27 protein-coding genes and 1 riboswitch are annotated in these 24320 nt (G+C 71.2%); of the genes, 26 read left to right on the plus strand and 1 reads right to left on the minus strand.

Going from position 1 to position 24320, the window contains the following annotated elements; all coding sequences use genetic code 11:
* The first annotated feature begins 289 nt into the window (after positions 1-289).
* The 17 genes from ACFRU2_RS36810 (at position 290) to ACFRU2_RS36890 (ending at position 13250) form a co-directional block, all read left to right on the plus strand.
* Positions 290-886 (plus strand): hypothetical protein, encoded by a 597-nt coding sequence (locus tag ACFRU2_RS36810; protein ID WP_382980496.1) that lies wholly within the window; start codon positions 290-292, stop codon positions 884-886.
* Between the two features lie 191 nt (positions 887-1077).
* A complete protein-coding gene (gene rpsP / locus ACFRU2_RS36815) occupies positions 1078-1521 on the plus strand; it encodes a 30S ribosomal protein S16 (protein ID WP_243337676.1) in 444 nt (147 codons plus the stop codon).
* A 2-nt stretch (positions 1522-1523) separates the two neighbouring features.
* Complete coding sequence (locus ACFRU2_RS36820; RefSeq protein WP_030011889.1) at positions 1524-1763, plus strand: RNA-binding protein; 240 nt, start codon at positions 1524-1526, stop codon at positions 1761-1763.
* Between the two features lie 80 nt (positions 1764-1843).
* Entirely contained in the window at positions 1844-2413 is a 570-nt protein-coding gene (gene rimM, locus ACFRU2_RS36825) for a ribosome maturation factor RimM (RefSeq protein ID WP_382980497.1), read from the plus strand.
* A complete protein-coding gene (trmD, locus tag ACFRU2_RS36830; RefSeq protein ID WP_382980499.1) occupies positions 2413-3234 on the plus strand; it encodes a tRNA (guanosine(37)-N1)-methyltransferase TrmD in 822 nt (273 codons plus the stop codon). Before rimM ends, trmD begins: the two co-directional genes overlap by 1 nt.
* A 134-nt stretch (positions 3235-3368) precedes the next feature.
* Positions 3369-3719 carry a 50S ribosomal protein L19 gene (gene rplS / locus ACFRU2_RS36835; protein WP_382980500.1) on the plus strand — a complete coding sequence of 117 codons (351 nt, stop codon included), beginning with the start codon at positions 3369-3371 and terminating at the stop codon, positions 3717-3719.
* Between the two features lie 44 nt (positions 3720-3763).
* Positions 3764-4534 (plus strand): signal peptidase I, encoded by a 771-nt coding sequence (gene lepB / locus ACFRU2_RS36840; RefSeq protein WP_382980502.1) that lies wholly within the window; start codon positions 3764-3766, stop codon positions 4532-4534.
* Complete coding sequence (gene lepB, locus ACFRU2_RS36845; protein ID WP_382980504.1) at positions 4527-5402, plus strand: signal peptidase I; 876 nt, start codon at positions 4527-4529, stop codon at positions 5400-5402. The genes lepB (ACFRU2_RS36840) and lepB (ACFRU2_RS36845) overlap by 8 nt, the downstream gene beginning before the upstream one ends.
* 113 nt (positions 5403-5515) lie before the next feature.
* Positions 5516-6430, plus strand: coding sequence for a signal peptidase I (lepB, locus tag ACFRU2_RS36850; RefSeq protein ID WP_382980506.1), 915 nt, complete (start codon positions 5516-5518; stop codon positions 6428-6430).
* A 44-nt stretch (positions 6431-6474) separates the two neighbouring features.
* On the plus strand, positions 6475-7251 hold the full coding sequence (gene lepB, locus ACFRU2_RS36855; protein WP_382980508.1) for a signal peptidase I: 777 nt from the start codon (positions 6475-6477) through the stop codon (positions 7249-7251).
* A complete protein-coding gene (locus ACFRU2_RS36860) occupies positions 7241-7768 on the plus strand; it encodes an NUDIX hydrolase (protein WP_382980509.1) in 528 nt (175 codons plus the stop codon). Before lepB (ACFRU2_RS36855) ends, ACFRU2_RS36860 begins: the two co-directional genes overlap by 11 nt.
* A gap of 55 nt (positions 7769-7823) precedes the next feature.
* The gene (locus ACFRU2_RS36865; protein ID WP_005311352.1) at positions 7824-8132 is read left to right on the plus strand and encodes a DUF2469 domain-containing protein; all 309 of its coding nucleotides are present in this window, start codon (positions 7824-7826) and stop codon (positions 8130-8132) included.
* A 168-nt stretch (positions 8133-8300) separates the two neighbouring features.
* On the plus strand, positions 8301-8672 hold the full coding sequence (locus tag ACFRU2_RS36870; RefSeq protein ID WP_243337661.1) for a YraN family protein: 372 nt from the start codon (positions 8301-8303) through the stop codon (positions 8670-8672).
* On the plus strand, positions 8672-10294 hold the full coding sequence (locus tag ACFRU2_RS36875) for a YifB family Mg chelatase-like AAA ATPase (protein WP_382980511.1): 1623 nt from the start codon (positions 8672-8674) through the stop codon (positions 10292-10294). The genes ACFRU2_RS36870 and ACFRU2_RS36875 overlap by 1 nt, the downstream gene beginning before the upstream one ends.
* Positions 10291-11520, plus strand: a complete 1230-nt coding sequence (gene dprA / locus ACFRU2_RS36880) for a DNA-processing protein DprA (RefSeq protein WP_382980513.1) — start codon at positions 10291-10293, stop codon at positions 11518-11520. Before ACFRU2_RS36875 ends, dprA begins: the two co-directional genes overlap by 4 nt.
* A 239-nt stretch (positions 11521-11759) precedes the next feature.
* Complete coding sequence (whiG, locus tag ACFRU2_RS36885; protein WP_250743879.1) at positions 11760-12593, plus strand: RNA polymerase sigma factor WhiG; 834 nt, start codon at positions 11760-11762, stop codon at positions 12591-12593.
* 99 nt (positions 12594-12692) lie between these two features.
* Positions 12693-13250: a TetR/AcrR family transcriptional regulator gene (locus tag ACFRU2_RS36890; RefSeq protein WP_250743946.1), complete on the plus strand. Its 558-nt coding sequence runs from the start codon at positions 12693-12695 to the stop codon at positions 13248-13250.
* 273 nt (positions 13251-13523) lie between these two features.
* Here ACFRU2_RS36890 and ACFRU2_RS36895 read toward each other — a convergent pair whose 3' ends face one another.
* The gene (locus ACFRU2_RS36895) at positions 13524-14144 is read right to left on the minus strand and encodes a M23 family metallopeptidase (RefSeq protein WP_382980515.1); all 621 of its coding nucleotides are present in this window, start codon (positions 14142-14144) and stop codon (positions 13524-13526) included.
* A 253-nt stretch (positions 14145-14397) separates the two neighbouring features.
* Between ACFRU2_RS36895 and rpsB the strand changes: the two genes are divergently transcribed.
* The 9 genes from rpsB to ACFRU2_RS36940 all read left to right on the plus strand — a co-directional run bounded on the left by rpsB (position 14398) and on the right by ACFRU2_RS36940 (position 24172).
* Positions 14398-15312: a 30S ribosomal protein S2 gene (gene rpsB / locus ACFRU2_RS36900; protein WP_382980517.1), complete on the plus strand. Its 915-nt coding sequence runs from the start codon at positions 14398-14400 to the stop codon at positions 15310-15312.
* Positions 15313-15449: 137 nt separating this feature from the next.
* Entirely contained in the window at positions 15450-16286 is an 837-nt protein-coding gene (tsf, locus tag ACFRU2_RS36905) for a translation elongation factor Ts (protein WP_382980519.1), read from the plus strand.
* Positions 16287-16448: 162 nt separating this feature from the next.
* Positions 16449-17228, plus strand: a complete 780-nt coding sequence (pyrH, locus tag ACFRU2_RS36910; RefSeq protein WP_250743872.1) for a UMP kinase — start codon at positions 16449-16451, stop codon at positions 17226-17228.
* Between the two features lie 50 nt (positions 17229-17278).
* Positions 17279-17836, plus strand: a complete 558-nt coding sequence (gene frr / locus ACFRU2_RS36915; RefSeq protein ID WP_112453867.1) for a ribosome recycling factor — start codon at positions 17279-17281, stop codon at positions 17834-17836.
* Complete coding sequence (locus ACFRU2_RS36920) at positions 17836-18915, plus strand: phosphatidate cytidylyltransferase (RefSeq protein WP_382980521.1); 1080 nt, start codon at positions 17836-17838, stop codon at positions 18913-18915. Before frr ends, ACFRU2_RS36920 begins: the two co-directional genes overlap by 1 nt.
* A gap of 93 nt (positions 18916-19008) precedes the next feature.
* Positions 19009-20121, plus strand: a complete 1113-nt coding sequence (rlmN, locus tag ACFRU2_RS36925; RefSeq protein WP_274549767.1) for a 23S rRNA (adenine(2503)-C(2))-methyltransferase RlmN — start codon at positions 19009-19011, stop codon at positions 20119-20121.
* Positions 20122-20180: 59 nt separating this feature from the next.
* Positions 20181-20289: riboswitch (TPP riboswitch) on the plus strand.
* 84 nt (positions 20290-20373) lie between these two features.
* Positions 20374-21474 (plus strand): thiamine ABC transporter substrate binding subunit, encoded by a 1101-nt coding sequence (locus ACFRU2_RS36930; RefSeq protein ID WP_382980523.1) that lies wholly within the window; start codon positions 20374-20376, stop codon positions 21472-21474.
* 59 nt (positions 21475-21533) lie between these two features.
* The gene (locus ACFRU2_RS36935; protein WP_382980538.1) at positions 21534-23150 is read left to right on the plus strand and encodes an ABC transporter permease; all 1617 of its coding nucleotides are present in this window, start codon (positions 21534-21536) and stop codon (positions 23148-23150) included.
* Positions 23150-24172 (plus strand): ABC transporter ATP-binding protein, encoded by a 1023-nt coding sequence (locus ACFRU2_RS36940; protein WP_382980525.1) that lies wholly within the window; start codon positions 23150-23152, stop codon positions 24170-24172. The genes ACFRU2_RS36935 and ACFRU2_RS36940 overlap by 1 nt, the downstream gene beginning before the upstream one ends.
* Positions 24173-24320 lie beyond the last annotated feature (148 nt).

Below are 24320 nucleotides of genomic sequence, written 5' to 3' on the forward strand. Positions count from 1 at the left end.
GCAGAAGGGTTACGCCCCCCCGGGTACCTCTGGCCCCGTCGTTTGTTCTGAGGGGCCCTTCCTCTTGCTATCCCCACCCCCCCGTCTCACGCCCCCCCCCCCCCCCCGGGGCTGTGTCCGTCGCCCTCGGTCGACGGGCAGTCGATGGGCCGCGTTACGTACCGACTCCTCCGGAGATATGCGCACCCGTCCTCGTCGGGACGCATGAGACTGAACTGACTGGTACGTGCAAAAAATTTGGAATGGCCCGGAATCGGAACACCTGGGCACCCCGGCTCGTTGTCACGACGTGAGCACGACACCACCTGTTCTCGCCGCAGAGCTGGCACAGGCGTGGGCCGATATTCAGCGGTACCACTCCGAGCTGCCTGACCTTGCCGCGCCCGAGTCCCTGATCGGAGAGTCCTCGTCCGCCTGCGGCGCCGAGCTCTCCTTCGAGCGACTGCTGCACGAGGCAGTCCACGGCATCGCCGCAGCCCGCGGAGTGCGTGACACTTCGCGCGCCGGCCGCTACCACAACCGCAGGTTCCTCGCGATCGCCGAGGAGATGGGGCTGGACCACACCGAGGAGCCGCACGCGAGCAGCGGCTTCTCCCTGGTCTCGCTCAATCCCGAGGCGAAGAAGCGCTACCGCCCCACCATGGAGCGGCTCCAGCGCGCACTGAAGGCCCACACGGTCGCCACGGCCGCCGACACCAAGCGCAGCTTCCGCGGTCCGGCCGCCCGGCACGGGTCGTCCGGCGGCGGAGTCCGCGTCAAGGCGGTCTGCGACTGCGGGCGCAACGTGCGCGTGGTCCCGTCCGTCCTGGCTCAGGCCCCGATCGTGTGCGGAGGCTGCATGAAGCCCTTCCGCATCCCGGACGTGGCCATCGCGGTGGCCTCCTGACCCGGCGGTCTCGCTCCGCGACCTCCCGGCGGAGCGCGCCGCGGGCGTGTGGCACAATGGACAGCTGTACTCGACAGTCGCATAGGACCCCTCTCTCCTCCGGCTGACGCGTCCATCGGGCACCCGAGTACCGCAACCCCACGTGGCATCTCATGTGCCCAACCACGTCAAGTTCAGGAGACACCACTCCAGTGGCAGTCAAGATCAAGCTCAAGCGCCTCGGCAAGATTCGCCAGCCGCACTACCGCATCGTCGTCGCCGACGCCCGTACCCGTCGGGACGGTCGCGCGATCGAAGAGATCGGTATCTACCACCCGACGTACAACCCGTCGCGCATCGAGGTCAACGCCGAGCGTGCGCAGTACTGGCTGTCGGTCGGCGCCCAGCCCACCGAGGCTGTGCTCGCCATCCTGAAGCTCACCGGTGACTGGCAGGCGCACAAGGGCCTTCCGGCCCCCGCGCCGCTGCTGCAGCCGGCGACGAAGGAGAACAAGCGTCGCTCCTTCGACGAGTTCGCCAAGGCCCTCGAGGGCATCGGCGAGGGCAAGGGCGAAGCCATCACCCAGAAGGCGAAGAAGGCCGACAAGAAGGCGGACGAGGCTGAGGCCGAGACCGCCGAGTCGACCGAGGCCTGAGCATGCTCGAGGAGGCTCTTGAGCACCTCGTGAAGGGCATCGTGGACAACCCCGACGAAGTGCAGGTCGCCTCGCGCAACCTGCGCCGCGGGCAGGTGCTGGAGGTCCGGGTCCACCCCGACGACCTCGGCAAGGTGATCGGCCGCAACGGCCGCACCGCACGTGCTCTGCGTACCGTCGTGGGCGCCATCGGCGGCCGGGGGATCCGCGTCGACCTCGTCGACGTGGACCAGGTCCGCTGAAGAGTTGAATCACCGGCACGGGCCGGGGAGGGCGATTGCGCCCGCCCCGGCCCGTCGTCGTCTGAACAGGAGAAGAGACAGTGGAGCTGGTAGTCGCGCGGATCGGCCGCGCCCACGGGATCAAGGGTGAGGTCACCGTCGAGGTGCGGACGGACGAGCCGGAGCTCCGGCTCTCGCCCGGCGCCGTGCTCCGCACCGAACCGGCGTCGACGGGTCCGCTGACCATCGAGGCGGGCCGGGTCCACAGCGGCCGCCTCATGCTCCGCTTCGCGGGAGTCAAGGACCGCACCGCGGCCGAGGCGCTGCGCAACACCCTGCTGATCGCGGAAGTCGACCCGTCCGAACTCCCCGAAGAGGAGGACGAGTACTACGACCACCAGCTGATGGACCTGGACGTGGTGCTGGCGGACGGGACCGAGATCGGCCGGATCACCGAGATCTCCCACCTGCCCTCGCAGGACCTCTTCATCGTCGAGCGGCCGGACGGCACCGAAGTGATGATCCCCTTCGTCGAGGAGATCGTCACCGAGATCGACCTCGAAGAGCAGCGCTGCGTCATCACCCCGCCCCCCGGCCTGCTCGACGAGCGCGACGCGGTCGTCGCCTCGACCCGCGACGAGGACGCCGAGGACGCCGGGGGCGAAGCCTGATGCGTCTCGACGTCGTCACGATCTTTCCCGAGTACCTCGAACCGCTCAACGTCTCCCTCGTCGGCAAGGCGCGGGCGCGCGGCCAGCTCGACGTACACGTCCACGACCTGCGGGACTGGACGTACGACCGGCACAACACGGTCGACGACACCCCCTACGGCGGCGGTCCCGGCATGGTCATGAAGACCGAGCCGTGGGGCGAGGCCCTGGACGCCGCCCTGGCCGACGGCTACGAGGCGGGCGCGCACGGGCCCGTCATCGTCGTCCCGACTCCCAGCGGCCGGCCGTTCACCCAGGAACTGGCCGTCGAGCTCTCCGAACGTCCCTGGCTGATCTTCACCCCGGCCCGGTACGAGGGCATCGACCGCCGGGTCATGGACGAGTACGCCACCCGCATCCCGGTCTACGAGGTGTCCATCGGCGACTACGTCCTGGCCGGCGGCGAGGCGGCCGTCCTGGTCGTCACCGAGGCCGTGGCCCGGCTGCTGCCCGGGGTGCTCGGCAACGCCGAATCGCACCGCGACGACTCCTTCGCGCCCGGGGACATGGCCAACCTGCTGGAGGGGCCCGTCTACACCAAGCCCCCGGAGTGGCGCGGCCACGGGATCCCCGACGTGCTGGTCAGCGGCCACCACGGCAAGATCGCCCGGTGGCGCCGAGACGAGGCCTTCCGCCGCACGGCGGCCAACCGCCCGGACCTGATCGAGCGCTGCGAGGCCTCCGCCTTCGACAAGAAGGACCGGGAGCTGCTGAGCATCCTCGGCTGGAAGCCGTCCCCCGACGGCCGATTTTGGCGCAGGCCCCCGACCGTGGAAGAATAGGCGGCTGCTGTGTGCTCGCGTACGCCCCTGCCACAGGGGGACCGTCGTCCGCCGAGTCCCGCAGCTCCCGAATTCTCTCCGGAAACCCCGCATCGGCGACCTGTGGCGTCATGCGAAGAAAGCAGACGAATCTCATGTCTCACCTGCTCGATGGCGTCAACGCCGCCACCCTGCGCAGCGACCTCCCGGCCTTCCGCCCGGGTGACACCGTCAACGTGCACGTCCGCGTGATCGAGGGCAGCCGCTCCCGTATCCAGCAGTTCAAGGGTGTCGTCATCCGCCGCCAGGGCGCCGGCGTCTCCGAGACCTTCACGGTCCGCAAGGTCTCCTTCAGCGTCGGCGTGGAGCGTACCTTCCCGGTCCACTCCCCGATCTTCGAGAAGATCGAGCTCGTCACCCGCGGTGACGTGCGTCGCGCCAAGCTGTACTTCCTCCGTGAGCTCCGCGGCAAGGCCGCGAAGATCAAGGAGAAGCGCGACCGCTGATCTGCTCTCGGGGTTGAGGGGTCGGCCGGATAGGCTCGCCCCCGATGGACACCGAAGCACCTCACACGCAGCGCGGCCACTCTTCCCCCGACGAGGGGGAGGGGCGGTCGCGTTTCGTGCTTTCCGGAGCAGGGTCGGCCCCGGAATCGGACCCGGACCAGGACCCCGGGAAGGCCGGCTGGCTGACCTGGCGGCGCGCCGCGCTGCTGGGCGTGGTCTGCACCGCCCTCCTGCTGCTGTTCAGCAACTTCGTGATGCAGCCCTTCCTGATCCCGAGCCGCTCGATGGAGCCCACGCTCGCCGTCGGGGACCGAGTGCTGGTCAACAAGCTGGCGTACCGTTTCGGCGGCCGGCCGGAGCGCGGGGACGTCGTGGTCTTCGACGGCAAGGGCTCCTTCGTACCGGAGGACCCGGACGGGAATCCCCTCGGCGAAGCCCTGCACGGGGCGGCCTCGGCCCTCGGGCTGGCCGAGCCCTCGGACACCGATTTCGTGAAGCGGGTCGTGGGCGTCGGCGGCGACGACGTGGTGTGCGGCGAAGACGGCCGGATCAAGGTCAACGGGGTCCTGCTGGACGAGCCGTACCTCTACCCGGGCGACTCGGGATCGAAAGTGCCGTTCCGCATCGTCGTGCCCCTTGGGAGCCTGTGGGTCATGGGTGATCATCGTTCCCAGTCCCGGGACTCCCGGGACCACCTGGGGGAGCCGGGCGGGGGGATGGTGCCGGTGGAGAAGGTGATCGGGCGGGCCGACTGGATCGGCTGGCCGGTGTCGCGCTGGGGTGACGCGGGATCCGTGGGCGGGGGCCGTGGGTAACCGCGGGCGCCCGAGGGGCGACCGGGACGAGTCCGGGGACGCCGACGCGGAGCCGGAGCGGGAGCGCGAGCCGGTCGCGGAACCCGCGGAGCCCGGCGGCCGGGCCGAACGGCGTCGCCTCGCCCGCCGGGTCCGGCGCAGACGGCGTACCCGCCGGGTGGGGGAGCTGCCCCTGCTCGTGGTGGTCGCGCTGTGCATCGCCCTGATCCTCAAGACCTTCCTCGTCCAGGCCTTCTTCATCCCGTCGGGCTCCATGGAGCAGACGATCCGGATCGGCGACCGGGTCCTGGTGGACAAGCTCACCCCGTGGTTCGGATCCGAGGTCGAGCGCGGAGACGTGGTCGTGTTCAAGGACCCGGGCGGCTGGCTGGGGGCCGACAGCGTCCAGCCCGCCGAGGACCCGGTGGGCATCAAACAGATCAAGCAGACCCTCACCTTCATCGGCCTGCTGCCCTCGGCGAACGAACAGGACCTGATCAAGCGGGTCATCGGCGTCGGCGGGGACAGCGTGAAGTGCTGCGACGCCCGGGGCCGGGTCACCGTCAACGGTTCGCCGCTCGACGAGCCGTACGTGAACCCGGGCAACGCGCCCTCGGAGATCCGCTTCGAGGTGCAGGTGCCCGCCGGGCGGATCTTCGTCATGGGCGACCACCGGGCGAATTCCGCCGACTCCCGCTACCACCTCGACGAGGCCTTCCACGGCACGATCGACGAGAAGGACGTGGTCGGCCAGGCCGTGGTGATCGCCTGGCCTTTCGGGCACTGGCACCGGCTGGAACAGCCCGCCACCTTCCGCATGGTTCCCGACCAGGCGCGCGGCGGTCGGCGCGCGCCCCGTAGGCGCCGGGGCGGCTCCGCGTTCGCATAGTGTGTCCTTGGTCTCCCGCGCCTTAGGGAACTCCCGCTCGTTAGGGGAGGGGAGGGCCCGTGCCTCATCAGGTCCGGGCGTCGATTTCCGAACGAGGAGTGGATGTGGGGGACGTGGCGGTTGGTGCACGGTCCGGACGCGACGAGGGCGGCGAGGAGCCCAAAGACTCCTCCGGGCCCGATGCCGTAGAGAACGACGGCGACGCGAAGGACGGTGCCGCGGCACGCCCGCACCGGTCGTTCTGGAAGGAGCTGCCGCTCCTGGTCGGCATCGCCCTGCTGCTCGCTCTGCTGATCAAGACCTTCCTGGTGCAGGCGTTCTCGATCCCCTCCGACTCGATGCAGAACACCCTGCAGCGCGGAGACCGGGTGCTCGTGGACAAGCTGACGCCGTGGTTCGGATCGGAGCCCGAGCGCGGCGAGGTCGTGGTCTTCCACGACCCGGCGGAATGGCTGAGCGGTGAGGCCACCCCGGAGCCCAACATCGCGCAGAAGGCCCTCAGCTGGATCGGCCTCATGCCGTCCGCCGAGGAGAAGGACCTGATCAAGCGGACGATCGCCATCGGCGGTGACACGGTCGAGTGCAAGAAGGGGGGACCGGTCATCGTCAACGGCAAGGAGCTCGACGAGCCGTACATCTTCCCGGGTAACACCCCGTGCGACGACTTCCCCTTCGGCCCGCTCACCGTGCCCAAGGGCAAGATCTGGGTGATGGGCGACCACCGGCAGAACTCGCAGGACTCCCGCTACCACCAGCAGGACTCCACCCAGGGCTTCGTGCCCGTCAGCGATGTCGTCGGACGCGCCGTGGTGGTCGCCTGGCCGATCACTCGCTGGTCCACGCTGCCCATTCCGGACACCTTCGACCAGCCGGGCATCGGCACGCAGACCAAGGCCACCGCGCTCGGTCTGGACGCCGCCGGCCTGGCGCCGGTCGGGCTCGGCCCGGCCGCACTCGGGTTCGCCGGCGCGGTGCCGGTCGTGCTGTGGCGCAGGCGGAGGCTGACCGCAGGGCGTACCGACAGGTAGGGTGCCGCCCAGGTCGACGATCTCCGAGTGTGGGGGCGCTTGCAATGGGCGGAACACGAGCAATACGAGCAGGTGACGGCGATGGCCGCGGTGCTCTCGGCAGCACGCTGTCGGGAATCGCCGTGGCCATCGGCTTTGTGCTCTTCCTGGGCGGGTTCGTGTGGGGAGCCGTCGTGTACCAGCCGTACACGGTGCCGACCGACTCGATGGTGCCCACGGTGCAGCCCGGAGACCGGGTGCTGGCGCAGCGCATCGGCGGCGGCGAGGTGCGCCGCGGGGACGTCGTGATCTTCAAGGACGAACAGTGGAGCGATTCGCCGATGGTCAAGCGGGTCGTCGGCGTCGGCGGGGACACGGTCAAGTGCTGCGGTGCGGGCGGCCGGCTCGTGGTGAACGGCAAGGAGCTGGACGAGCCGTACATCGAGGTGGAGAAGCTCGACCTGGCGGGCGCTCCGGGCGGCTCCGCCTCCCGGACTCCGTTCGAGGTGACGGTGCCGGAGGGCAACCTCTTCCTGCTCGGTGACCGGCGCGGAGCCTCGCTGGATTCCCGGGCGCACCTGGAGGAGGCCGGGCAGGGGACGGTGGCCCGCTCGGCGGTGAAGGCCCGCGTCGACGCCCTCGCATGGCCCTCCATGTCGATGCTGGAGCGGCCCACGACCTACGCCGCCCTGCCCGGCGGGACCTCGACGGCGGGACCGCTGCTGCTCCAGGTGGCCGCGGTGGTGGCCGGAGCCGCCCTGGTGGTGCTCGGAGCCGCGTACGGGCCGGTCGTACGGGTTCTCGGGCGCGGGCGGAGGAGGGAGCGGGCCGATGTCCGCTGACGCGACGGCGGGGCCGGGGGAGACTCCCGGCTCGGGCGGGCCGCGCAAGGTGGCCCGGGTGATCCTGCTGGACCCGGAGGACAGGATCCTGCTGATGCACGGATTCGAGCCGGGAGACCCGGAGGACGACTGGTGGTTCACCCCGGGCGGCGGTCTGGAAGGGTCCGAGACCCGGGAGCAGGCCGCCCTGCGCGAGCTCGCGGAGGAGACCGGGATCACCGACGTGGAGCTGGGGCCGGTGCTGTGGCACCGCTACTGCTCGTTCCCCTTCGACGGGCGCCGCTGGGAGCAGGACGAGTGGTACTTCCTGGCCCGCACCAGCCAGACGGCGACGGTGCTGGGAGGCCTCACCGAGCTGGAGCGCCGCAGCGTCTCGGGCACCAGGTGGTGGACCTCCGAGGAACTGCTTGCGGCCCATGAGACGGTGTACCCGACCAGACTCGCAGAGCTGCTCCGCAGGCTGCTCGACGACGGTCCCCCGGGTGCGCCCGTGAACCTGGCCCCGGAAATCGTTTAGGGGCGCACGGGCCTGGCGCACAATAGGGGGACGCACGGCTGAAGGGGAACATGCCATGAGTGCCGAGGACCTCGAGAAGTACGAGACCGAGATGGAGCTGAAGCTCTATCGCGAGTACCGCGACGTCGTCGGGCTGTTCAAGTATGTGATCGAGACCGAACGCCGTTTCTACCTCACCAACGACTACGAGATGCAGGTGCACTCGGTGCAGGGGGAGGTCTTCTTCGAGGTCTCGATGGCCGACGCGTGGGTCTGGGACATGTACAGACCGGCTCGCTTCGTCAAGCAGGTGCGGGTGCTGACCTTCAAGGACGTGAACATCGAGGAGCTCAACAAGAGCGATCTCGAACTTCCGGGCAGCTGATTCCCCGGCCCTGACCGGCCCGGCCCTGACCGGCCCGGCCCTGACCGGCCCGGCCCTTGCCCGAATCCCTCGCCGGGGTGACGGGGTTGTCCACATGGCCCCGGTTGTCCACCAAGATCCACTAGGTGGGCGGGGACGCGGGACCGTCGGTGCCGGAGGTGGTGCCGGATGAACGCGAAGGGCGTGGCACAGCAGGCATTGGGGCGGTACGGCGAGGACCTCGCGACGCGGCGGCTCACCGAGGCCGGGATGACCGTGATCGCGCGGAACTGGCGGTGTCGCGGCGGGGAGATCGACATCGTCGCCCGGGACGGGGACGCCCTCGTCGTGTGCGAGGTCAAGACCCGGCGGGCGGGGGAGTTCGAGCATCCCATGGCCGCGCTGCGGCCCGCCAAGGCCGAGCGCTTGCGCAGGCTCGCCGGGCGCTGGCTGGCCGACCACGGGGGACCACCCCCGGGCGGGGTGCGCATCGACCTCGTCGGCGTCCTGCTGCCGCGGCGCGGCGGGCCCGTGGTCGAGCACGTCAGGGGGGCGGCCTGATGGGGTTCGCGCGGGCCTGCTCGGTCGCCCTCGTGGGCGTCGACGGCGTGGTGGTGGAGGTCCAGGCCGACCTCGAGCCCGGGGTCGCCACCTTCGCCCTGGTGGGGCTGCCCGACAAGACGCTGGTCGAGAGCCGGGACCGGGTCAGGGCGGCCGTGGTGAACTCGGGCGCCGCCTGGCCGCAGAAGAAGCTCACGGTCGGCCTCAGCCCGGCGTCGGTACCGAAGTCGGGCGCCGGCTTCGACCTCGCCGTTGCGGCCGCCGTGCTGGGCGCCGCCGAGGTGGTCGACCCGAAGGTGATCGCCGATCTCGTCCTCATCGGGGAGCTGGGGCTGGACGGCCGGGTGCGCCCCGTCCGCGGGATCCTCCCGGCGGTGCTCGCCGCCGCCGAGGCCGGATACCGGCAGGTCGTGGTCCCGCAGCAGTGCGCGGCCGAGGCCATGCTCGTCCCGGACGTCTCGGTGCTCGGAGTACGCAGCCTGCGGCAACTCATCGCGGTGCTCACCGAGGGGGAGGTGCCCGAGGAGGATCCGCCGGACCCGTCCGGGCGCCCGGACCCCATGCTCGCCGGGCTGGTCGTCCCGGGCGCCGGACTCGGCACGGGCGTGGCCCGCGACCGCGACGGGCGGGACTTCCCCGATCTCGCCGACGTCGCCGGACAGCACGCGGCACGCCGGGCCCTGGAGGTGGCCGCCGCCGGGGGACACCACCTCTTCCTCAGCGGACCGCCGGGCGCGGGCAAGACGATGCTGGCCGAGCGGATCCCCTGGATCCTGCCCCCGCTCACCCGACAGGATTCCCTGGAGGTCACGGCCGTCCACTCGGTCGCGGGAATCCTGCCCCCGGGCGAACCGCTCGTCGCCCGGCCCCCGTACTGCGCCCCGCACCACTCGGCGACCATGCAGTCCCTCGTCGGAGGCGGAGCCGGTGTGGCCAGGCCCGGGGCGGTGTCCCTGGCCCACAGGGGGGTGCTGTTCCTGGACGAAGCCGCGGAGTTCAGCACCAAGGCCCTGGACGCCCTGAGGCAGCCCCTCGAAGCGGGACACGTGGTCATCGCCCGGGCGGCCGGGGTGGTACGCCTGCCGGCCCGGTTCCTGATGGTGCTGGCCGCCAACCCCTGTCCCTGCGGGCGGCACACCCTGCACGGGACCGGCTGCGACTGCCCGGCCTCGGTCGTCCGCCGCTACCAGGCCCGGCTGTCGGGGCCGCTGCTGGACCGGGTGGACCTGCGCGTCGAGGTCGAGCCGGTCACCCGCTCCGATCTGCTGGGACGGGGCGGCCGCGGCGAAGCCACGGCGGTGGTCGCCGACCGGGTCCGGGAGGCCCGCGACCGGGCGGCGGCCCGGCTCGACGGCACGCCCTGGCGGCTCAACGCGGAGGTCCCGGGCCACGAGCTGCGGACGCGCTGGCCGGCCGCCCCCGGAGCGCTGGCCCAGGCCGAGCGGGACCTGGAGCGCGGGCTGTTGACCGCGCGGGGGCTCGACCGGGTGCTCCGGGTCGCCTGGACGGTGGCCGACCTGAGGAGCCGGGACCGCCCCGACGCCCTGGACGTGGCGGTCGCCCTCGAGCTGCGCACCGGAATCGCCCGCGGAGCCACGGCGCACCTGGACACCGCCTCATGACCGCCGCGGCGTCGGCCCCGGGACCGGGCCGGGCACCCGGACCGGGACCCGTACAGGCGTCACCGGCAGCCGGCCCCGAGCAACAGGCGGAGCCCGGCGGTGAGGTGCTCGCACGGGCCGCGCTCACCCGGGTCCTGGAGCCCGGGGAGGAGCACGGCGGGCGCTGGCTGCGGGCGTACGGGGCCGTCGGGCTGATACGGCTGCTGACCGGGCCCGAGCCGGAGCCCGGGGTGCTGAGCGGGGTCGGCGCCGAGCGGCTCGCCGGATACCGCCGCCGGGCCGCGGCGGCCGATCCCCGGCGGGACCTGGCGCTCGCCGCCGGGACCGGGGGCCGGTTCGTCTGCCCCGGGTCGGCGGAGTGGCCGAGTCAGCTGGACGACCTCGGCGACGCCCGGCCCGTCGGCCTGTGGGTGCGGGGCGGGCCGAGCCTGCGGGCCTGGGCCCTGCGCTCCGTGGCGGTGGTCGGGGCCCGCGCGTGCACCCCGTACGGGGCACACATGGCCCAGAGCCTGGCCGGTGAACTCGCCGAGCGCGGCTGGGTGGTGGTCTCGGGTGCCGCCTACGGGATCGACGGCGCGGCCCACCGGGGCGCCCTCGCCGCCGGCGGAGCCACGGTCGCCGTGCTGGCCTGCGGGGTGGACGTGTCCTACCCGCGCGGGCACGCCGGACTGCTCGGCCGGATCGCCTCCCAGGGGCTGCTCCTCGGAGAACTGCCGCCGGGCAGCCACCCCACGCCGAGCCGGTTCGTCCTGCGCAACCGCGTCATCGCAGCCCTGACCCGGGGCACGGTCGTCGTGGAGGCGGCCCACCGCAGCGGATCCCTGGTCACCGCCCGGCGGGCCCAGGCCCTGGGGAGGATCACCATGGGCATCCCGGGCCCGGCCACCAGCGGTCTCTCGGCCGGTGTGCACGAACTGCTGCGCGGCGAGGCCGCGCTGGTCACGGACGCGGCGGAGGTCATCGAGCTGGTCGGGGGGATGGGGGAGCTGGCCCCCGAGCGGCGGGGCCCCGTGATCGCCCGCGACCTGCTGGGTCCCGACGCCGTCCGGGTGCTCGAAGCCCTGCCGGCGGGGCGCCCGGCCGACCTGGGCGAACTGGCCCGCGCGGCGGGCACCGGCACCGATGAAGTCATCGGCAGACTGTACGAACTTCACTCTCTGGGGTTCGTCGAACGGCAGGGCGACGGCTGGCAGTTGACCTCGAAGCGGCCGAGAGGAGGCGCATAAGGCGGAGTTCCCCGGCGAGGCGGTCGTTGACCTGGGGCGTTCCGGTGAAAGAGTGAAGCCGATGAGAGACGCGGTCTTCCCGGTGGCACCCGCCGGGACCGTGCGCCAGGCGCCGGTCCCGGGTCGCCCGCGCGAGTCGGGGCGCCTTTGCGGGCCCGCGCGATCCCGTACTCTTCGCGCACCGCGACACTTCCGTCACGCTACGCTCCCAAGGAATCCGGCTCCGGCAAAGGCGAAGCATGCCCCAGCACACCTCAGGGTCCGACCGCGCTGCGGTGCCACCCGCTGCACGCGGCAGCGAGCGGTCCACCGCGCCCTCGTCGCTGGAGGTGCTGTGGCGCTCGTACAAGGACTCGGGTGACGAGCGGCTGCGGGAGCAGCTGATCCTGCACTACTCGCCCCTCGTGAAGTACGTGGCGGGCCGGGTCAGCGTCGGCCTGCCGCCCAATGTGGAACAGGCCGATTTCGTCTCCTCCGGAGTCTTCGGGCTGATCGACGCCATCGAGAAGTTCGACATCGAACGGTCCATCAAGTTCGAGACGTACGCGATCACCCGCATCCGCGGCGCGATGATCGACGAGTTGCGGGCGCTGGACTGGATCCCGCGCTCGGTGCGGCAGAAGGCGCGCGCCGTGGAACGGGCCTACGCCACGCTGGAGGCCCAGCTGCGGCGCACCCCCACCGAGCACGAGGTCGCCGGGGAGATGGGCATCGGGGTGGAGGATCTCCACGCCGTTTTCAGCCAGTTGTCGCTGGCCAACGTGGTCGCCCTCGAAGAGCTGCTGCACGTGGGCGGGGAGGGCGACCGCCTCTCCCTGATGGACACCCTGGAGGACACCGCCGCGGACAACCCGGTGGAGGTCGCGGAGGACCGGGAGTTGCGGCGGCTGCTGGCGCGGGCCATCAACACGCTGCCCGAGCGGGAGAAGACGGTGGTGACCCTCTACTACTACGAGGGCCTCACGCTCGCCGAGATCGGCAACGTCCTCGGGGTCACCGAGAGCCGCGTCAGCCAGATCCACACCAAGTCGGTCCTGCAGCTCCGGGCGAAGCTGGCGGACGTCGGGCGCTGAGCCGGGGTCGGGGGCGGGGTCGCGGGCGGGCCGAGAGCGTGCGACGGCCTTGCGGTACGTCCGTAGAGTGGATGCGTGCCCAGGATTCGAGCGGCCTCCGTGGCCGAGCACCGGTCGATGCAGCGCGGCGCCCTGTTGGACGCCGCGCGTTCCCTGCTGTCCGAAGGGGGGACGGAAGCGCTGACCTTCCCCGCCCTCGCCGAGAGGACCGGCCTCGCCCGGTCCTCCGTGTACGAGTACTTCCGGTCCCGCGCGGCCGTCGTCGAAGAGCTGTGCGCGGTGGACTTCCCCGTGTGGGCGGCCGAGATCGAGGCGGCGATGTCCGAGGCGGAGGCGCCGGAGGCGAAGATCGAGGCGTATGTGCGCAGCCAGCTGGGGCTGGTGGGTGACAAGAGGCACCGGGCGGTCGTGGCGATCTCGGCGAGCGAGCTGGACGCCGGGGCGCGGGAGAAGATCCGTGCGGCGCACGGGAGCCTGATCGCGATGATCGTGGAGGCGTTGGGGGCGCTGGGGCAGGCGGAGCCCAGGCTTGCGGCGATGCTGCTCCAGGGTGTGGTGGATGCCGCCGTCCGGCGGATCGAGGCGGGCGCGGGGGAAGATCCCGTCGTGGTCACGGACGCGGCGGTGGCCATGGCCCTGCGGGGCGTCGGGGGCTGACCGGCCCCGGCCCCGATGCGGGCCTGGCTCCGGCCCGGGCCCCGCTGCGGGTCTGGCCCCGGCCCCCGGTTCTGCGTCGGGCGCGGCCCGGTGCGGGGCCGGCTGCCCTGCGGGGCCGTCCCCTACCCGCCCTTCCACCGTTCCCCGGGCACTGCCCGGACCCGCGCCTCAAACGCCGGCGGGGCTGGGTGTGTCCCCGGGCTCTGCCCGGACCCGGTCCTCAAACGCCGGCGGGGCTGGGTGTGTCCCCGGGCTCTGCCCGGACCCCGGTCCTCAAGCGCCGGACGGGCTGGAGAGGGGTACCGGGCTGCGCCCGGACCCCCTGGGGCTCCGCCCCAGACCCCGGTCCTCAAACGCCGGACGGCTGGATTGGCTGCGCTCGGACCCCGGATGGCTGAGCAGGGGCAGTAGGCGGGGGCTTGGGCGGGGGAGGAGGGTCAGGGGGTTGAGGTAGGTGTGCGTGTGGAGGAGGCCCCAGTGGAGGCAGGGGCGGGGGCAGTGCGGGCCGTCCGTGAGGACGGCCACCACCTGGCCCGCCGTGACCTCGGCGCCCTCCGTCACCAGGGGGCGGACCGGCTCGTAGGTCGTGCGCAGGCCGTTCGGGAGGGTCAGGGAGAGGACTCCGCGGCCCGCGACCCGGCCGGCGTAGTGGACCCGGCCCGGGCCCACCGCGCGTAGCTCCGTGCCCACCGGGGCCGCCAGGTCCACCCCGCGGTGGCCCGCCGCGTACGGAGTCGGCGGTGGGTCCCACCAGCGGACCACCGTCAGGGGGGAAGGGAGCGGGCGCCCGCCCGCCGGAGCGTGCGGCGGCCCCGTGGCCGGAGGCGGGCCCGAGGCCAGGCCCAGGGCGAGGCTCAGGGGCAGGAGGAGGAGGGTGAGCAGCGGCTTTGTCATGGGGGTCAGGGTTCCCGCCCCGGGGCCGGTCCCGCCCGGGCCTGTGGACGGGCGGGGGGCTGTGGACAACCGCGTCATCCGGCATACCACCGGGTCCCGTACACTTCTTGTGGCGATCCGGGTCACCGGGTCGACTTCGCACGCCCCAGCACCGGCTCCTCAGGGCCAGGTGACAGCGTCTCTCGGTCCCCTCTACGGGGGCAGGGCGCGACAGGGGCGTCAGGAACCAAACCGAGAAAACAAGGAGATGGCCATGGCCGTCGTAACGATGCGGGAGCTGCTGGAAAGCGGCGTCCACTTCGGTCACCAGACCCGCCGTTGGAACCCGAAGATGAAGCGTTTCATCTTCACGGAGCGCAACGGCATCTACATCATCGACCTGCTGCAGTCGCTGTCGTACATCGACCGCGCCTACGAGTTCGTGAAGGAGACCGTCGCCCACGGCGGTTCCATCATGTTCGTCGGTACCAAGAAGCAGGCCCAGGAGGCCATCGCCGAGCAGGCGACGCGCGTTGGTATGCCGTACGTCAACCAGCGGTGGCTGGGTGGCATGCTCACCAACTTCTCCACCGTCTACAAGCGCCTTCAGCGTCTGAAGGAGCTTGAGGCGATCGACTTCGAGGACGTCGCCGCCTCGGGTCTCACCAAGAAGGAGCTCCTGGTCCTCTCTCGCGAGAAGATCAAGCTGGAGAAGACCCTCGGTGGTATCCGCGAGATGTCGAAGGTTCCCAGCGCGGTCTGGATCGTCGACACCAAGAAGGAGCACATCGCCGTCGGTGAGGCGCGCAAGCTCCACATCCCGGTCGTCGCGATCCTCGACACCAACTGCGACCCCGACGAGGTCGACTACAAGATCCCGGGCAACGACGACGCGATCCGCTCCGTCACCCTGCTCACCCGCGTGATCGCCGACGCCGTCGCCGAGGGCCTCATCGCCCGTTCCGGTGCCGCCACTGGTGACTCGAAGCCGGGCGAGAAGGCCGCCGCCGAGCCGCTCGCCGAGTGGGAGCGCGACCTGCTCGAGGGCGAGAAGAAGGCTGACGACGCTGAGGCCGCTCCGGCCGAGGCCGCTCCGGCTGAGGCCGCTGTCGAGACCCCCGCCGTCGAGGCTGAGGTCGTCGCCGAGGCCGTCGTCGAGGCTCCGGCCGCCGACGCCGAGCAGGCCTGACCCACTGAGAGCGCCCGGCGTTCATGCGCCGGGCACTCGCAGCACGGACGATGACGGCGGGGGAGCCGCACGCCACAAGCGTGCCTCCTCCGCCGTTCACCCGTAGATCTACGACTTCGAGAGAGAATCACAGACTCATGGCGAACTACACCGCCGCTGACGTCAAGAAGCTCCGCGAGCTCACCGGCGTCGGCATGCTTGACTGCAAGAACGCTCTGGTCGAGGCCGACGGCGACGTCGACAAGGCCGTCGAGGCGCTCCGTATCAAGGGTCAGAAGGGCGTCGCCAAGCGCGAAGGCCGTTCTGCCGAGAACGGTGCCGTCGTCTCCGTCATCTCCGACGACAACACCTCCGGTGTCCTCGTCGAGCTGAAGTGCGAGACGGACTTCGTCGCCAAGGGCGACAAGTTCCTGGCCGTCACCGAAGAGCTGGCCGCGCACGTCGCCGCGACCTCGCCGGCCGACATCGAGGCGCTGCTCGCGTCCGAGATCGCCCCCGGCAAGACCGTGCAGGCGTTCGTCGACGAGGCCAACGCCAACCTCGGCGAGAAGATCGTCCTGGACCGCTTCGCGCAGTTCACCGGCGGTTACGTCTCGGCGTACATGCACCGCACGATGCCCGACCTGCCGTTCCAGATCGGTGTCCTTGTCGAGCTCGACAAGGAGAACGCCGAGGTCGCCCGCGGCGTCGCGCAGCACATCGCCGCGTTCGCGCCGAAGTGGCTGTCCGCCGAGGACGTTCCGGCCGAGGTCGTCGAGTCCGAGCGTCGCGTGGCCGAAGAGGTCACCCGCGCCGAGGGCAAGCCGGAGGCCGCGCTGCCGAAGATCGTCGAGGGTCGTGTCAACGGCTTCTTCCGCGACAACACGCTGCTTGGCCAGGCGTACGCCCTGGACGCCAAGAAGTCCGTCCAGAAGGTTCTGGACGAGGCCGGTGTCACCCTGGTGCGCTTCTCGCGCATCAAGGTCGGCATCTGAGTCCGTCCGTACGCGACGGACACCGGACCCCGGTAGGGTCTGAAGCAGTCGCCCGCGTTCGCGCAGGGCGACCGCAGATCTGACGAGGAGGCCATTGCCGTAGAGGGAACCGCGAGGACCCACCGGCAATGGCCTTCTTCGTATGTGCACGAGGAGATCTCCATGAATCAGGGCGTGGACACCCACACCGCTTCCGACGACAAGAGCGACCAGGACAAGAAGGGCCGCCGCTTCATGCTGAAGCTGTCGGGCGAGGCCTTCTCCGGTGGCGGAGGACTGGGCGTCGACCCCGACGTAGTCCACGCCATCGCCCGCGAGATCGCCGCGGTGGTCCGCGACGGCGCGGAGATCGCCGTGGTGATCGGCGGCGGCAACTTCTTCCGCGGCGCCGAACTCCAGCAGCGCGGCATGGACCGGGCCCGGTCCGACTACATGGGCATGCTCGGTACGGTCATGAACTGCCTTGCCCTCCAGGACTTCCTGGAGAAGGAGGGCATCGACTCCCGCGTCCAGACGGCCATCACCATGGGCCAGGTCGCCGAGCCGTACATCCCGCTCCGCGCCGTCCGCCACCTGGAGAAGGGCCGCGTCGTCATCTTCGGCGCCGGCATGGGCATGCCCTACTTCTCCACCGACACCACGGCCGCCCAGCGAGCCCTGGAAATCGACGCGGAAGCCCTCCTCATGGGCAAGAACGGCGTCGACGGGGTCTACGACTCCGACCCCAAGAAGAACCCGGACGCGGTGAAGTTCGACGCGCTGGAGTACAGCGAGGTGCTGTCGCGCGACCTCAAGGTCGCCGATGCCACCGCCATCACGCTGTGCCGCGACAACAAGCTGCCGATCCTGGTCTTCGAGCTGCTCGCCGAGGGCAATATCGCGCGAGCCGTCAAGGGTGAGAAGATCGGCACGCTCGTGAGCGACCAGGGCACCCGGGCCTGAGCAGGCCCCGTCCGCCTGAACCATCCATTTCTGACATGCAGGAGCACGTGGTGACCGAAGAGATCCTCCTCGAGGCCGAGGAGAAGATGGAAAAGGCCGTCGTCGTCGCCAAGGAAGACTTCGCCGCGATTCGCACCGGTCGTGCGCACCCGGCGATGTTCAACAAGATCGTGGCGGAGTACTACGGCGCCATCACGCCCATCAACCAGCTCGCCTCCTTCTCGGTCCCCGAGCCGCGCATGGCGATCGTGACCCCGTTCGACAAGAGCGCCCTGCGCAACATCGAGACGGCCATCCGCGACTCCGACCTGGGCGTCAACCCCAGCAACGACGGCAGCATCATCCGGGTGACCTTCCCCGAGCTGACGCAGGACCGGCGCAAGGAGTACATCAAGGTCGCGCGCACCAAGGCCGAGGACTCCAAGGTGTCGATCCGCGCCATTCGCCGCAAGGCGAAGGACGCCCTCGACAAGCTCGTCAAGGACAAGGAAGCCGGCGAGGACGAGGTGCGCCGCGCCGAGAAGGAGCTCGACGACACCACCGCGAAGTACGTCGCGCAGGTGGACGAGCTCCTGAAGCACAAGGAAGCCGAGCTCCTCGAAGTCTGATGAACGACACTTCCTGGCAGCCGGAGCCGGTTCCGGCGGGTCCCGCCTACGATGCGCTGGTGGGCCCGCACACTCGGCCCATGCCCATCGTGCCCGATGCCGCCGGCCGTGACTTCGACGACCGGGAAGCACGCGATCGGGGGGCCGCCGCTGACGGCGGCTCCCTCTTCCGCGCCGAGACGCCGCCGCAGGAGCCCATGCCCAGCCCCCCGCCGACCCCGCCTTCGCCGGCACCTCAGGACGCCTCGCCCCCGCCTCAGAAGAAGCGGGCCGGGCGGGACCTGCGCGCCGCCATAGGGGTCGGAGTGGGCCTCGGCGCGGTGATCTTCGCCTCGCTGCTCATCGTCAAGGCCGTCTTCGTCGGCGTCGTCGTCGTGGCGGTCGTCGTCGGCCTGTGGGAGCTGACCTCCCGGCTCCAGGAGAAGAAGGGCATCAAGGCCCCGCTGGTCCCGCTCGCCATCGGCGGTGCGGCCATGGTCATCGCCGGATACGTCCGCGGTGCCGAGGGTGCCTGGGTGGCCATGGCGCTGACGGTGCTGGCCGTCCTCGTCTGGCGGATGACCGAGCCGCCCGAGGACTACCTCAAGGACGTCACGGCGGGTGCCTTCGCGGCGTTCTACGTGCCTTTCCTGGCCACCTTCGTCGCGATGCTGCTCACCGCCGACGACGGGCCGCAGCGGGTGATCACCTTCCTGCTCCTGACGGTGGTCAGCGACACCGGGGCCTACGCGGTCGGCTGGCGCTTCGGCAAGACCAAGCTCGCCCCGCGCATCAGCCCCGGAAAGACCCGCGAGGGGCTCTTCGGAGCGGTGGCCTTCGCGATGGCGGCCGGCGCGCTGTGCATGGAGTTCCTGATCGTCGGGGGCGTCTGGTGGCAGGGCCTGGTGCTCGGCCTCGCCGTCGCCGTCAGTGCCACGCTGGGTGACCTCGGGGAATCCATGATCAAGCGGGATCTCGGGATCAAGGACATGGGCACCCTGCTGCCGGGTCACGGCGGCATCATGGACCGGCTGGACTCCCTGCTTCCGACGGCCCCGGTGGTCTGGCTGCTGCTGGCGCTGTTCGTCGGTACCGGCTGACCTGCGAAAAGGCGCCCGTACAGGCGGGGCGGTTACTCTTGGAAGGCGCGCTGCTTCTGCGGCGCGCCTTTCGTCTTACAAGGAGTACCTGCCATGGCCCGCCCTGTTCCGGGAGAGCTCACTTTCGTCGCCCCTCGTGGAGCGAAGAAGCCGCCCCGGCACCTCGCCGACCTCACCCCCGAGGAGCGCCGGGAGGCGGTCGCCGCGATCGGTGAGAAGCCCTTCCGGGCCAAGCAGCTCTCCCAGCACTACTTCGCCCGGTACGCGCACGACCCGGCCGAGTGGACCGACATCCCCGCGGCCTCCCGCGAGAAGCTCCAGCAGGAGCTGCTGCCGGACCTGATGAACGTCATCCGCCACATCTCGTGCGATGACGACACCACCCGCAAGACCCTGTGGAAGCTGCACGACGGCACGCTCGTCGAGTCCGTGCTGATGCGTTACCCGGACCGGGTCACCATGTGCATCTCCTCGCAGGCCGGCTGCGGCATGAACTGCCCGTTCTGCGCCACCGGCCAGGCCGGTCTCGACCGCAACCTGTCGACGGCCGAGATCGTGCACCAGATCGTCGACGGCATGCGCGCCCTGCGCGACGGCGAGGTCCCCGGCGGGCCCGCCCGGCTGTCGAACATCGTCTTCATGGGCATGGGCGAGCCGCTCGCCAACTACAACCGCGTCGTCGGCGCCATCCGCCGCCTCACCGACCCGGAGCCCGACGGCCTGGGCCTGTCCCAGCGCGGGATCACCGTCTCCACCGTGGGCCTGGTCCCGGCGATGCACCGCTTCGCCGACGAGGGCTTCAAGTGCCGCCTGGCCGTCTCACTGCACGCCCCGGACGACGAGCTGCGCGACACCCTGGTCCCCGTGAACACCCGCTGGAACGTCCGCGAGGTGCTCGACGCGGCCTGGGAGTACGCGGAGAAGTCCGGCCGCCGCATCTCCATCGAGTACGCCCTGATCCGCGACATCAACGACCAGGCCTGGCGCGGCGACCTGCTCGGCAGGCTGCTCAAGGGCAAGCGCGTGCACGTCAACCTGATCCCGCTGAACCCGACGCCGGGTTCGAAGTGGACCGCCTCGCGGCCCGAGGACGAGAAGGCGTTCGTGGAGGCCATCGCCCGCCACGGCGTGCCGGTGACCGTCCGCGACACCCGCGGCCAGGAGATCGACGGCGCCTGCGGCCAGCTCGCCGCCTCGGAGCGCTGATTTCCGCCAGTTCAGGTTTGCTTTCGGCCGCGGGGTACCCTGTGGCCGAAACCAATTTCATATTCCGACAGGGGAGCGCCACAGCGCTGAGAGTGCGGTAACCGTCACCGCAGACCCTCTGAACCTCGCCCCGGTCATTCGGGGTAGGAAGTTCGGTCATCACTCAAGCTGTTGCGCCCTGCCCGGCGTCCGCTCCACAGAGCGCCGGGCGGGGCCGCGTCTTCTCCTGGACATCCCAGGAGGAATGCACCAATGAGCACCACCAAGAAGATGGCGGGCGTCGCGCTCGCGGCCGCGCTCGGCGTCACCACGCTCAGCGCCTGCGGCGGCGGAGACGCCAAGGACAAGTCCGCCGGGGCGAGCGACGCCCCGAAGTCCAAGACGATCACCCTCGTCTCGCACGACTCCTTTAACGTGACCGACACGGTCCTCAAGGAGTTCGAGCAGCAGAGCGGCTACACCGTGAAGGTCCTGAAGTCCGGCGACGCGGGCGCGGCACTGAACCAGGAGATCCTGACCAAGGGCTCCCCGCGCGGCGACGTCTTCTTCGGCGTGGACAACACGCTCCTCTCCCGGGCCCTCGACCAGGGCATCTTCACGCCGTACGAGGCCAAGGGGCTGGCCGACGTGAAGCCCGAGTTCGTGCTCGACAAGGAGCACCGGGTCACCCCCGTGGACTCCGGCGACATCTGCGTGAACTACGACAAGGCCTACTTCGCCGACAAGAAGCTCGCCCCGCCGCAGACGCTGGACGACCTGATCAAGCCGGAGTACAAGAACCTGCTGGTCACCGAGAACGCCGCGACCTCCTCGCCCGGCCTCGGCTTCCTCCTCGCCTCCGTCGGCAAGTACGGGGACGAGGGCTGGAAGGACTACTGGAGCAAGCTCAAGGCCAACGGCGTCGAGGTCGTCGACGGCTGGGAGCAGGCCTACAACGAGCGCTTCTCCGGCTCGGCCGGCGGCAAGAAGGCCAAGGGCGACCGCCCGCTGGTCGTCTCCTACGCCTCCAGCCCGCCGGTCGAGGTCCTCTACGGCGAGCCGCAGCCGGCCGAGGCCCCGACGGGCGTCGCGACGGGCACGTGCTTCCGGCAGACCGAGTTCGCGGGTCTGCTCAAGGGTGCGAAGAACGAGGCGGGCGGCAAGGCGCTCCTGGACTTCCTGATCTCCAAGAAGTTCCAGGAGGACATGCCGCTCCAGATGTTCGTGAACCCGGTGACCAAGGACGCGGTGCTGCCGGAGCTGTTCACCAAGCACGGCGTGGTCATCGAGAAGCCCGAGACGGTCGCCCCGGAGGCCATCGCCAAGAACCGTGACCAGTGGATCAAGACCTGGTCCGCCCTCGTCGTGAAGTAGGACGAGTGAGCGAGGCTGCGAAGGAGAGCGGGCGGGCCACGGCCGTCAGGCTCGGTCTGATGGCCGTGCCGCTCGTCTTCTTCGGGCTGTTCTTCGCGTACCCCGTGGCCGCGATCGTCGGGCGCGGGCTCAAGACGGACGACGGCTGGCAGTTCGGCCGGATCGGCGAGGTGCTGGCCCGGCCCGACATCGGCGACGTGCTCTGGTTCACCACCTGGCAGGCGCTCGCGTCCACGGCGCTCACGCTCCTGATCGCGCTCCCCGGCGCGTACGTCTTCGCCCGCTTCGAGTTCCCCGGCAAACAGCTGCTGCGGGCGCTCGTGACGGTGCCGTTCGTGCTGCCGACCGTCGTGGTCGGCACCGCGTTCCTGGCGCTCGTGGGGCGGAACGGTCTGATGGACGAGGTGTGGGGGATCCGCCTCGACACGACCGTCTGGGCGATCCTGCTCGCGCACGTCTTCTTCAACTACGCCGTGGTCATCCGCACGGTCGGCGGGCTGTGGGCGCAGCTGGACCCGCGCCAGGAGGAGGCCGCCCGGGTGCTGGGCGCCGGGCGGTTCGCCGCCTGGCGGCGCGTGACGCTGCCCGCGCTGGGGCCGGCCGTCGCGGCCGCCTCGCTGATGGTGTTCCTGTTCACGTTCTCCTCCTTCGGCGTCGTGCAGATCCTGGGCGGGCCCGCGTACTCCACCCTGGAGGTGGAGGTCTACCGGCAGACCGCGCAGCTCCTGGACCTGCCGACGGCCGCCGTGCTGACGATGGTGCAGTTCGCGGCCATCGGAGCGATCCTCGGCGTACACGCCTGGACCGTGCGCAAGCGGGAGACCGCGCTGCGGCTGGTCGACCCGGGGCGGACCACGCACCGGCCGCGCGGCTGGGCCCAGCGCACCCTGCTCGGCGGGGTGCTGCTGACGGTGGCGCTGCTGATCGTGGCGCCGCTCGCCGTGCTCGTGGAACGTTCCCTCGACGCCCCGGGCGGGTACGGGTTCGGCTTCTACCGGGCGCTCCAGGAAGTCGGCGCCGGTGGCGGGACCTTCCTGGTGCCGCCGCTGGAGGCGATCTGGAACTCCCTGCAGTACGCGCTCGCCGCCACCGCCATCGCGCTGGTCGTCGGCGGGCTCGCCGCCGCGGCGCTTACCCGGCGCGCGGGCCGTTTCGTACGGGGCTTCGACGCGCTGCTGATGCTCCCGCTGGGGGTGTCGGCCGTGACCGTCGGCTTCGGCTTCCTCATCACCCTCGACGAGCCGCCGCTGGACCTGCGGACCTCGTGGATCCTGGTGCCGCTGGCGCAGGCGCTGGTGGGCGTTCCCTTCGTCGTACGGACCATGCTGCCGGTCCTGCGCGCAGTGGACGGACGGCTGCGGGAGGCCGCCGCCGTGCTCGGCGCCTCACCGCTGCGGGCCTGGCGGGAGGTGGACCTGCCGATGGTGCGGCGGGCCCTGCTGATCGCGGCGGGCTTCGCCTTCGCCGTGTCCCTCGGGGAGTTCGGGGCGACCGTCTTCATCGCGCGCCCCGACCATCCGACGCTGCCGGTCGCCGTGGCGCGGCTGCTGGGGCGGGCCGGGGAGATGAACTACGGGCAGGCGATGGCCCTGAGCACGATCCTGATGCTGGTGTGCGCGGTGTCCCTGCTGGCGCTGGAGCGACTGCGACCCGACAAGACCTCCGGAGAATTCTGATGACCCTGCTTCGACTGGAAGGGGTGTCGGTCCGCTTCGGTGAGCGCGCGGTCGTGGACGCCGTGGACCTGGCGGTCGCCGAGCACGAGATCGTGTGCGTGCTCGGGCCGAGCGGGAGCGGTAAGTCCACCCTGCTCCGGGTGGTGGCCGGGCTCCAGCCCGTCGCCGGCGGGAGGGTGCTGCTGGGCGGCGCCGACCAGGCCGCAGTGCCCGTACACCGGCGGGGGGTGGGCCTGATGTTCCAGGACCACCAGCTGTTCCCGCACCGGGACGTGGGCGGGAACGTCGCCTTCGGCCTGCGGATGCGGGGGGCCTCGAAGCAGTCCTCCGAGGCCCGGGTGACCGAACTCCTGGAGCTGGTCGGGCTCCCCGGGGCGCAGGGCCGGGCGGTGGCCTCGCTGTCCGGCGGCGAGCAGCAGCGGGTCGCGCTGGCGCGGGCGCTCGCGCCTTCGCCGCGGCTGCTGATGCTGGACGAGCCGCTCGGGCAGCTGGACCGCGGACTGCGGGAGCGGCTCGTGGTGGAGCTGCAGGGGCTGTTCTCGCGGCTGGGCACGACCGTGCTGGCCGTCACGCACGACCAGGGCGAGGCGTTCGCGCTGGCCGACCGGGTGGTCGTCATGCGGGACGGGCGGATCGCGCAGGCGGGGACCCCGCTGGAAGTGTGGCAGCGGCCGGCGTCGGAGTTCGTGGCGCGGTTCCTGGGCTTCGAGAACGTCGTCCCGGCGGAGCTTTCCGCCGGGGTGGCGGTGACTCCGTGGGGGAAGGTCCCGGTTCCGGCCGGGTCGCCGGCGGGGGAGCACCGGGTGTTGATCCGGCCCGCCGGGGTCGTGCTGTCGGCCGGGGGGCTGGGGTGCGAGGTGGTGTCGCGGACCTTCCGGGGGACGCACGTCGCGCTGCTGTTGCGGCCGGAGGCCGGGCCCGTGCTGGAGGCGGAGTGTGACTTGGCCGGGGCGCCGGCGGTCGGGGACCGGGTCGCGGTGACCTTCGCCCCGGGCGAGGTGGTCGTGCTGCCGGGGGAGTAGCGGCCGCCGCGCGGGGCGGAGTCCCCACAGCACCCTTTGCCGCTGCGCGGGGCGAAGTCCCCTACCCGCCCTTCGCCCGTTCCCCGGGCTGCGCCCGGACCCCTCCTGGGGCTCCGCCCCAGACCCCGCGCCTCAAACGCCGGCGAGG

Origin of the sequence: Streptomyces sp. NPDC056883, from assembly GCF_042788835.1 — a bacterium.
Lineage (GTDB): Bacteria > Actinomycetota > Actinomycetes > Streptomycetales > Streptomycetaceae > Streptomyces > Streptomyces stoeckheimensis.

What these genes read in the sequence shown, in the direction of transcription:
- ACFRU2_RS36820 (WP_030011889.1), top strand. Translation starts at nt 1,524, where the DNA reads ATGCTCGAGGAGGCTCTTGAGCACCTCGTGAAGGGCATCGTGGACAAC.
- trmD (WP_382980499.1), top strand. Translation starts at nt 2,413, where the DNA reads ATGCGTCTCGACGTCGTCACGATCTTTCCCGAGTACCTCGAACCGCTC.
- rplS (WP_382980500.1), top strand. Translation starts at nt 3,369, where the DNA reads ATGTCTCACCTGCTCGATGGCGTCAACGCCGCCACCCTGCGCAGCGAC.
- lepB (WP_382980502.1), top strand. Translation starts at nt 3,764, where the DNA reads ATGGACACCGAAGCACCTCACACGCAGCGCGGCCACTCTTCCCCCGAC.
- lepB (WP_382980508.1), top strand. Translation starts at nt 6,475, where the DNA reads ATGGGCGGAACACGAGCAATACGAGCAGGTGACGGCGATGGCCGCGGT.
- ACFRU2_RS36860 (WP_382980509.1), top strand. Translation starts at nt 7,241, where the DNA reads ATGTCCGCTGACGCGACGGCGGGGCCGGGGGAGACTCCCGGCTCGGGC.
- ACFRU2_RS36865 (WP_005311352.1), top strand. Translation starts at nt 7,824, where the DNA reads ATGAGTGCCGAGGACCTCGAGAAGTACGAGACCGAGATGGAGCTGAAG.
- ACFRU2_RS36870 (WP_243337661.1), top strand. Translation starts at nt 8,301, where the DNA reads ATGAACGCGAAGGGCGTGGCACAGCAGGCATTGGGGCGGTACGGCGAG.
- ACFRU2_RS36875 (WP_382980511.1), top strand. Translation starts at nt 8,672, where the DNA reads ATGGGGTTCGCGCGGGCCTGCTCGGTCGCCCTCGTGGGCGTCGACGGC.
- dprA (WP_382980513.1), top strand. Translation starts at nt 10,291, where the DNA reads ATGACCGCCGCGGCGTCGGCCCCGGGACCGGGCCGGGCACCCGGACCG.
- whiG (WP_250743879.1), top strand. Translation starts at nt 11,760, where the DNA reads ATGCCCCAGCACACCTCAGGGTCCGACCGCGCTGCGGTGCCACCCGCT.
- ACFRU2_RS36895 (WP_382980515.1), bottom strand. Translation starts at nt 14,144, where the DNA reads ATGACAAAGCCGCTGCTCACCCTCCTCCTCCTGCCCCTGAGCCTCGCC.
- rpsB (WP_382980517.1), top strand. Translation starts at nt 14,398, where the DNA reads ATGGCCGTCGTAACGATGCGGGAGCTGCTGGAAAGCGGCGTCCACTTC.
- tsf (WP_382980519.1), top strand. Translation starts at nt 15,450, where the DNA reads ATGGCGAACTACACCGCCGCTGACGTCAAGAAGCTCCGCGAGCTCACC.
- pyrH (WP_250743872.1), top strand. Translation starts at nt 16,449, where the DNA reads ATGAATCAGGGCGTGGACACCCACACCGCTTCCGACGACAAGAGCGAC.
- ACFRU2_RS36920 (WP_382980521.1), top strand. Translation starts at nt 17,836, where the DNA reads ATGAACGACACTTCCTGGCAGCCGGAGCCGGTTCCGGCGGGTCCCGCC.
- rlmN (WP_274549767.1), top strand. Translation starts at nt 19,009, where the DNA reads ATGGCCCGCCCTGTTCCGGGAGAGCTCACTTTCGTCGCCCCTCGTGGA.
- ACFRU2_RS36930 (WP_382980523.1), top strand. Translation starts at nt 20,374, where the DNA reads ATGAGCACCACCAAGAAGATGGCGGGCGTCGCGCTCGCGGCCGCGCTC.
- ACFRU2_RS36935 (WP_382980538.1), top strand. Translation starts at nt 21,534, where the DNA reads ATGGCCGTGCCGCTCGTCTTCTTCGGGCTGTTCTTCGCGTACCCCGTG.
- ACFRU2_RS36940 (WP_382980525.1), top strand. Translation starts at nt 23,150, where the DNA reads ATGACCCTGCTTCGACTGGAAGGGGTGTCGGTCCGCTTCGGTGAGCGC.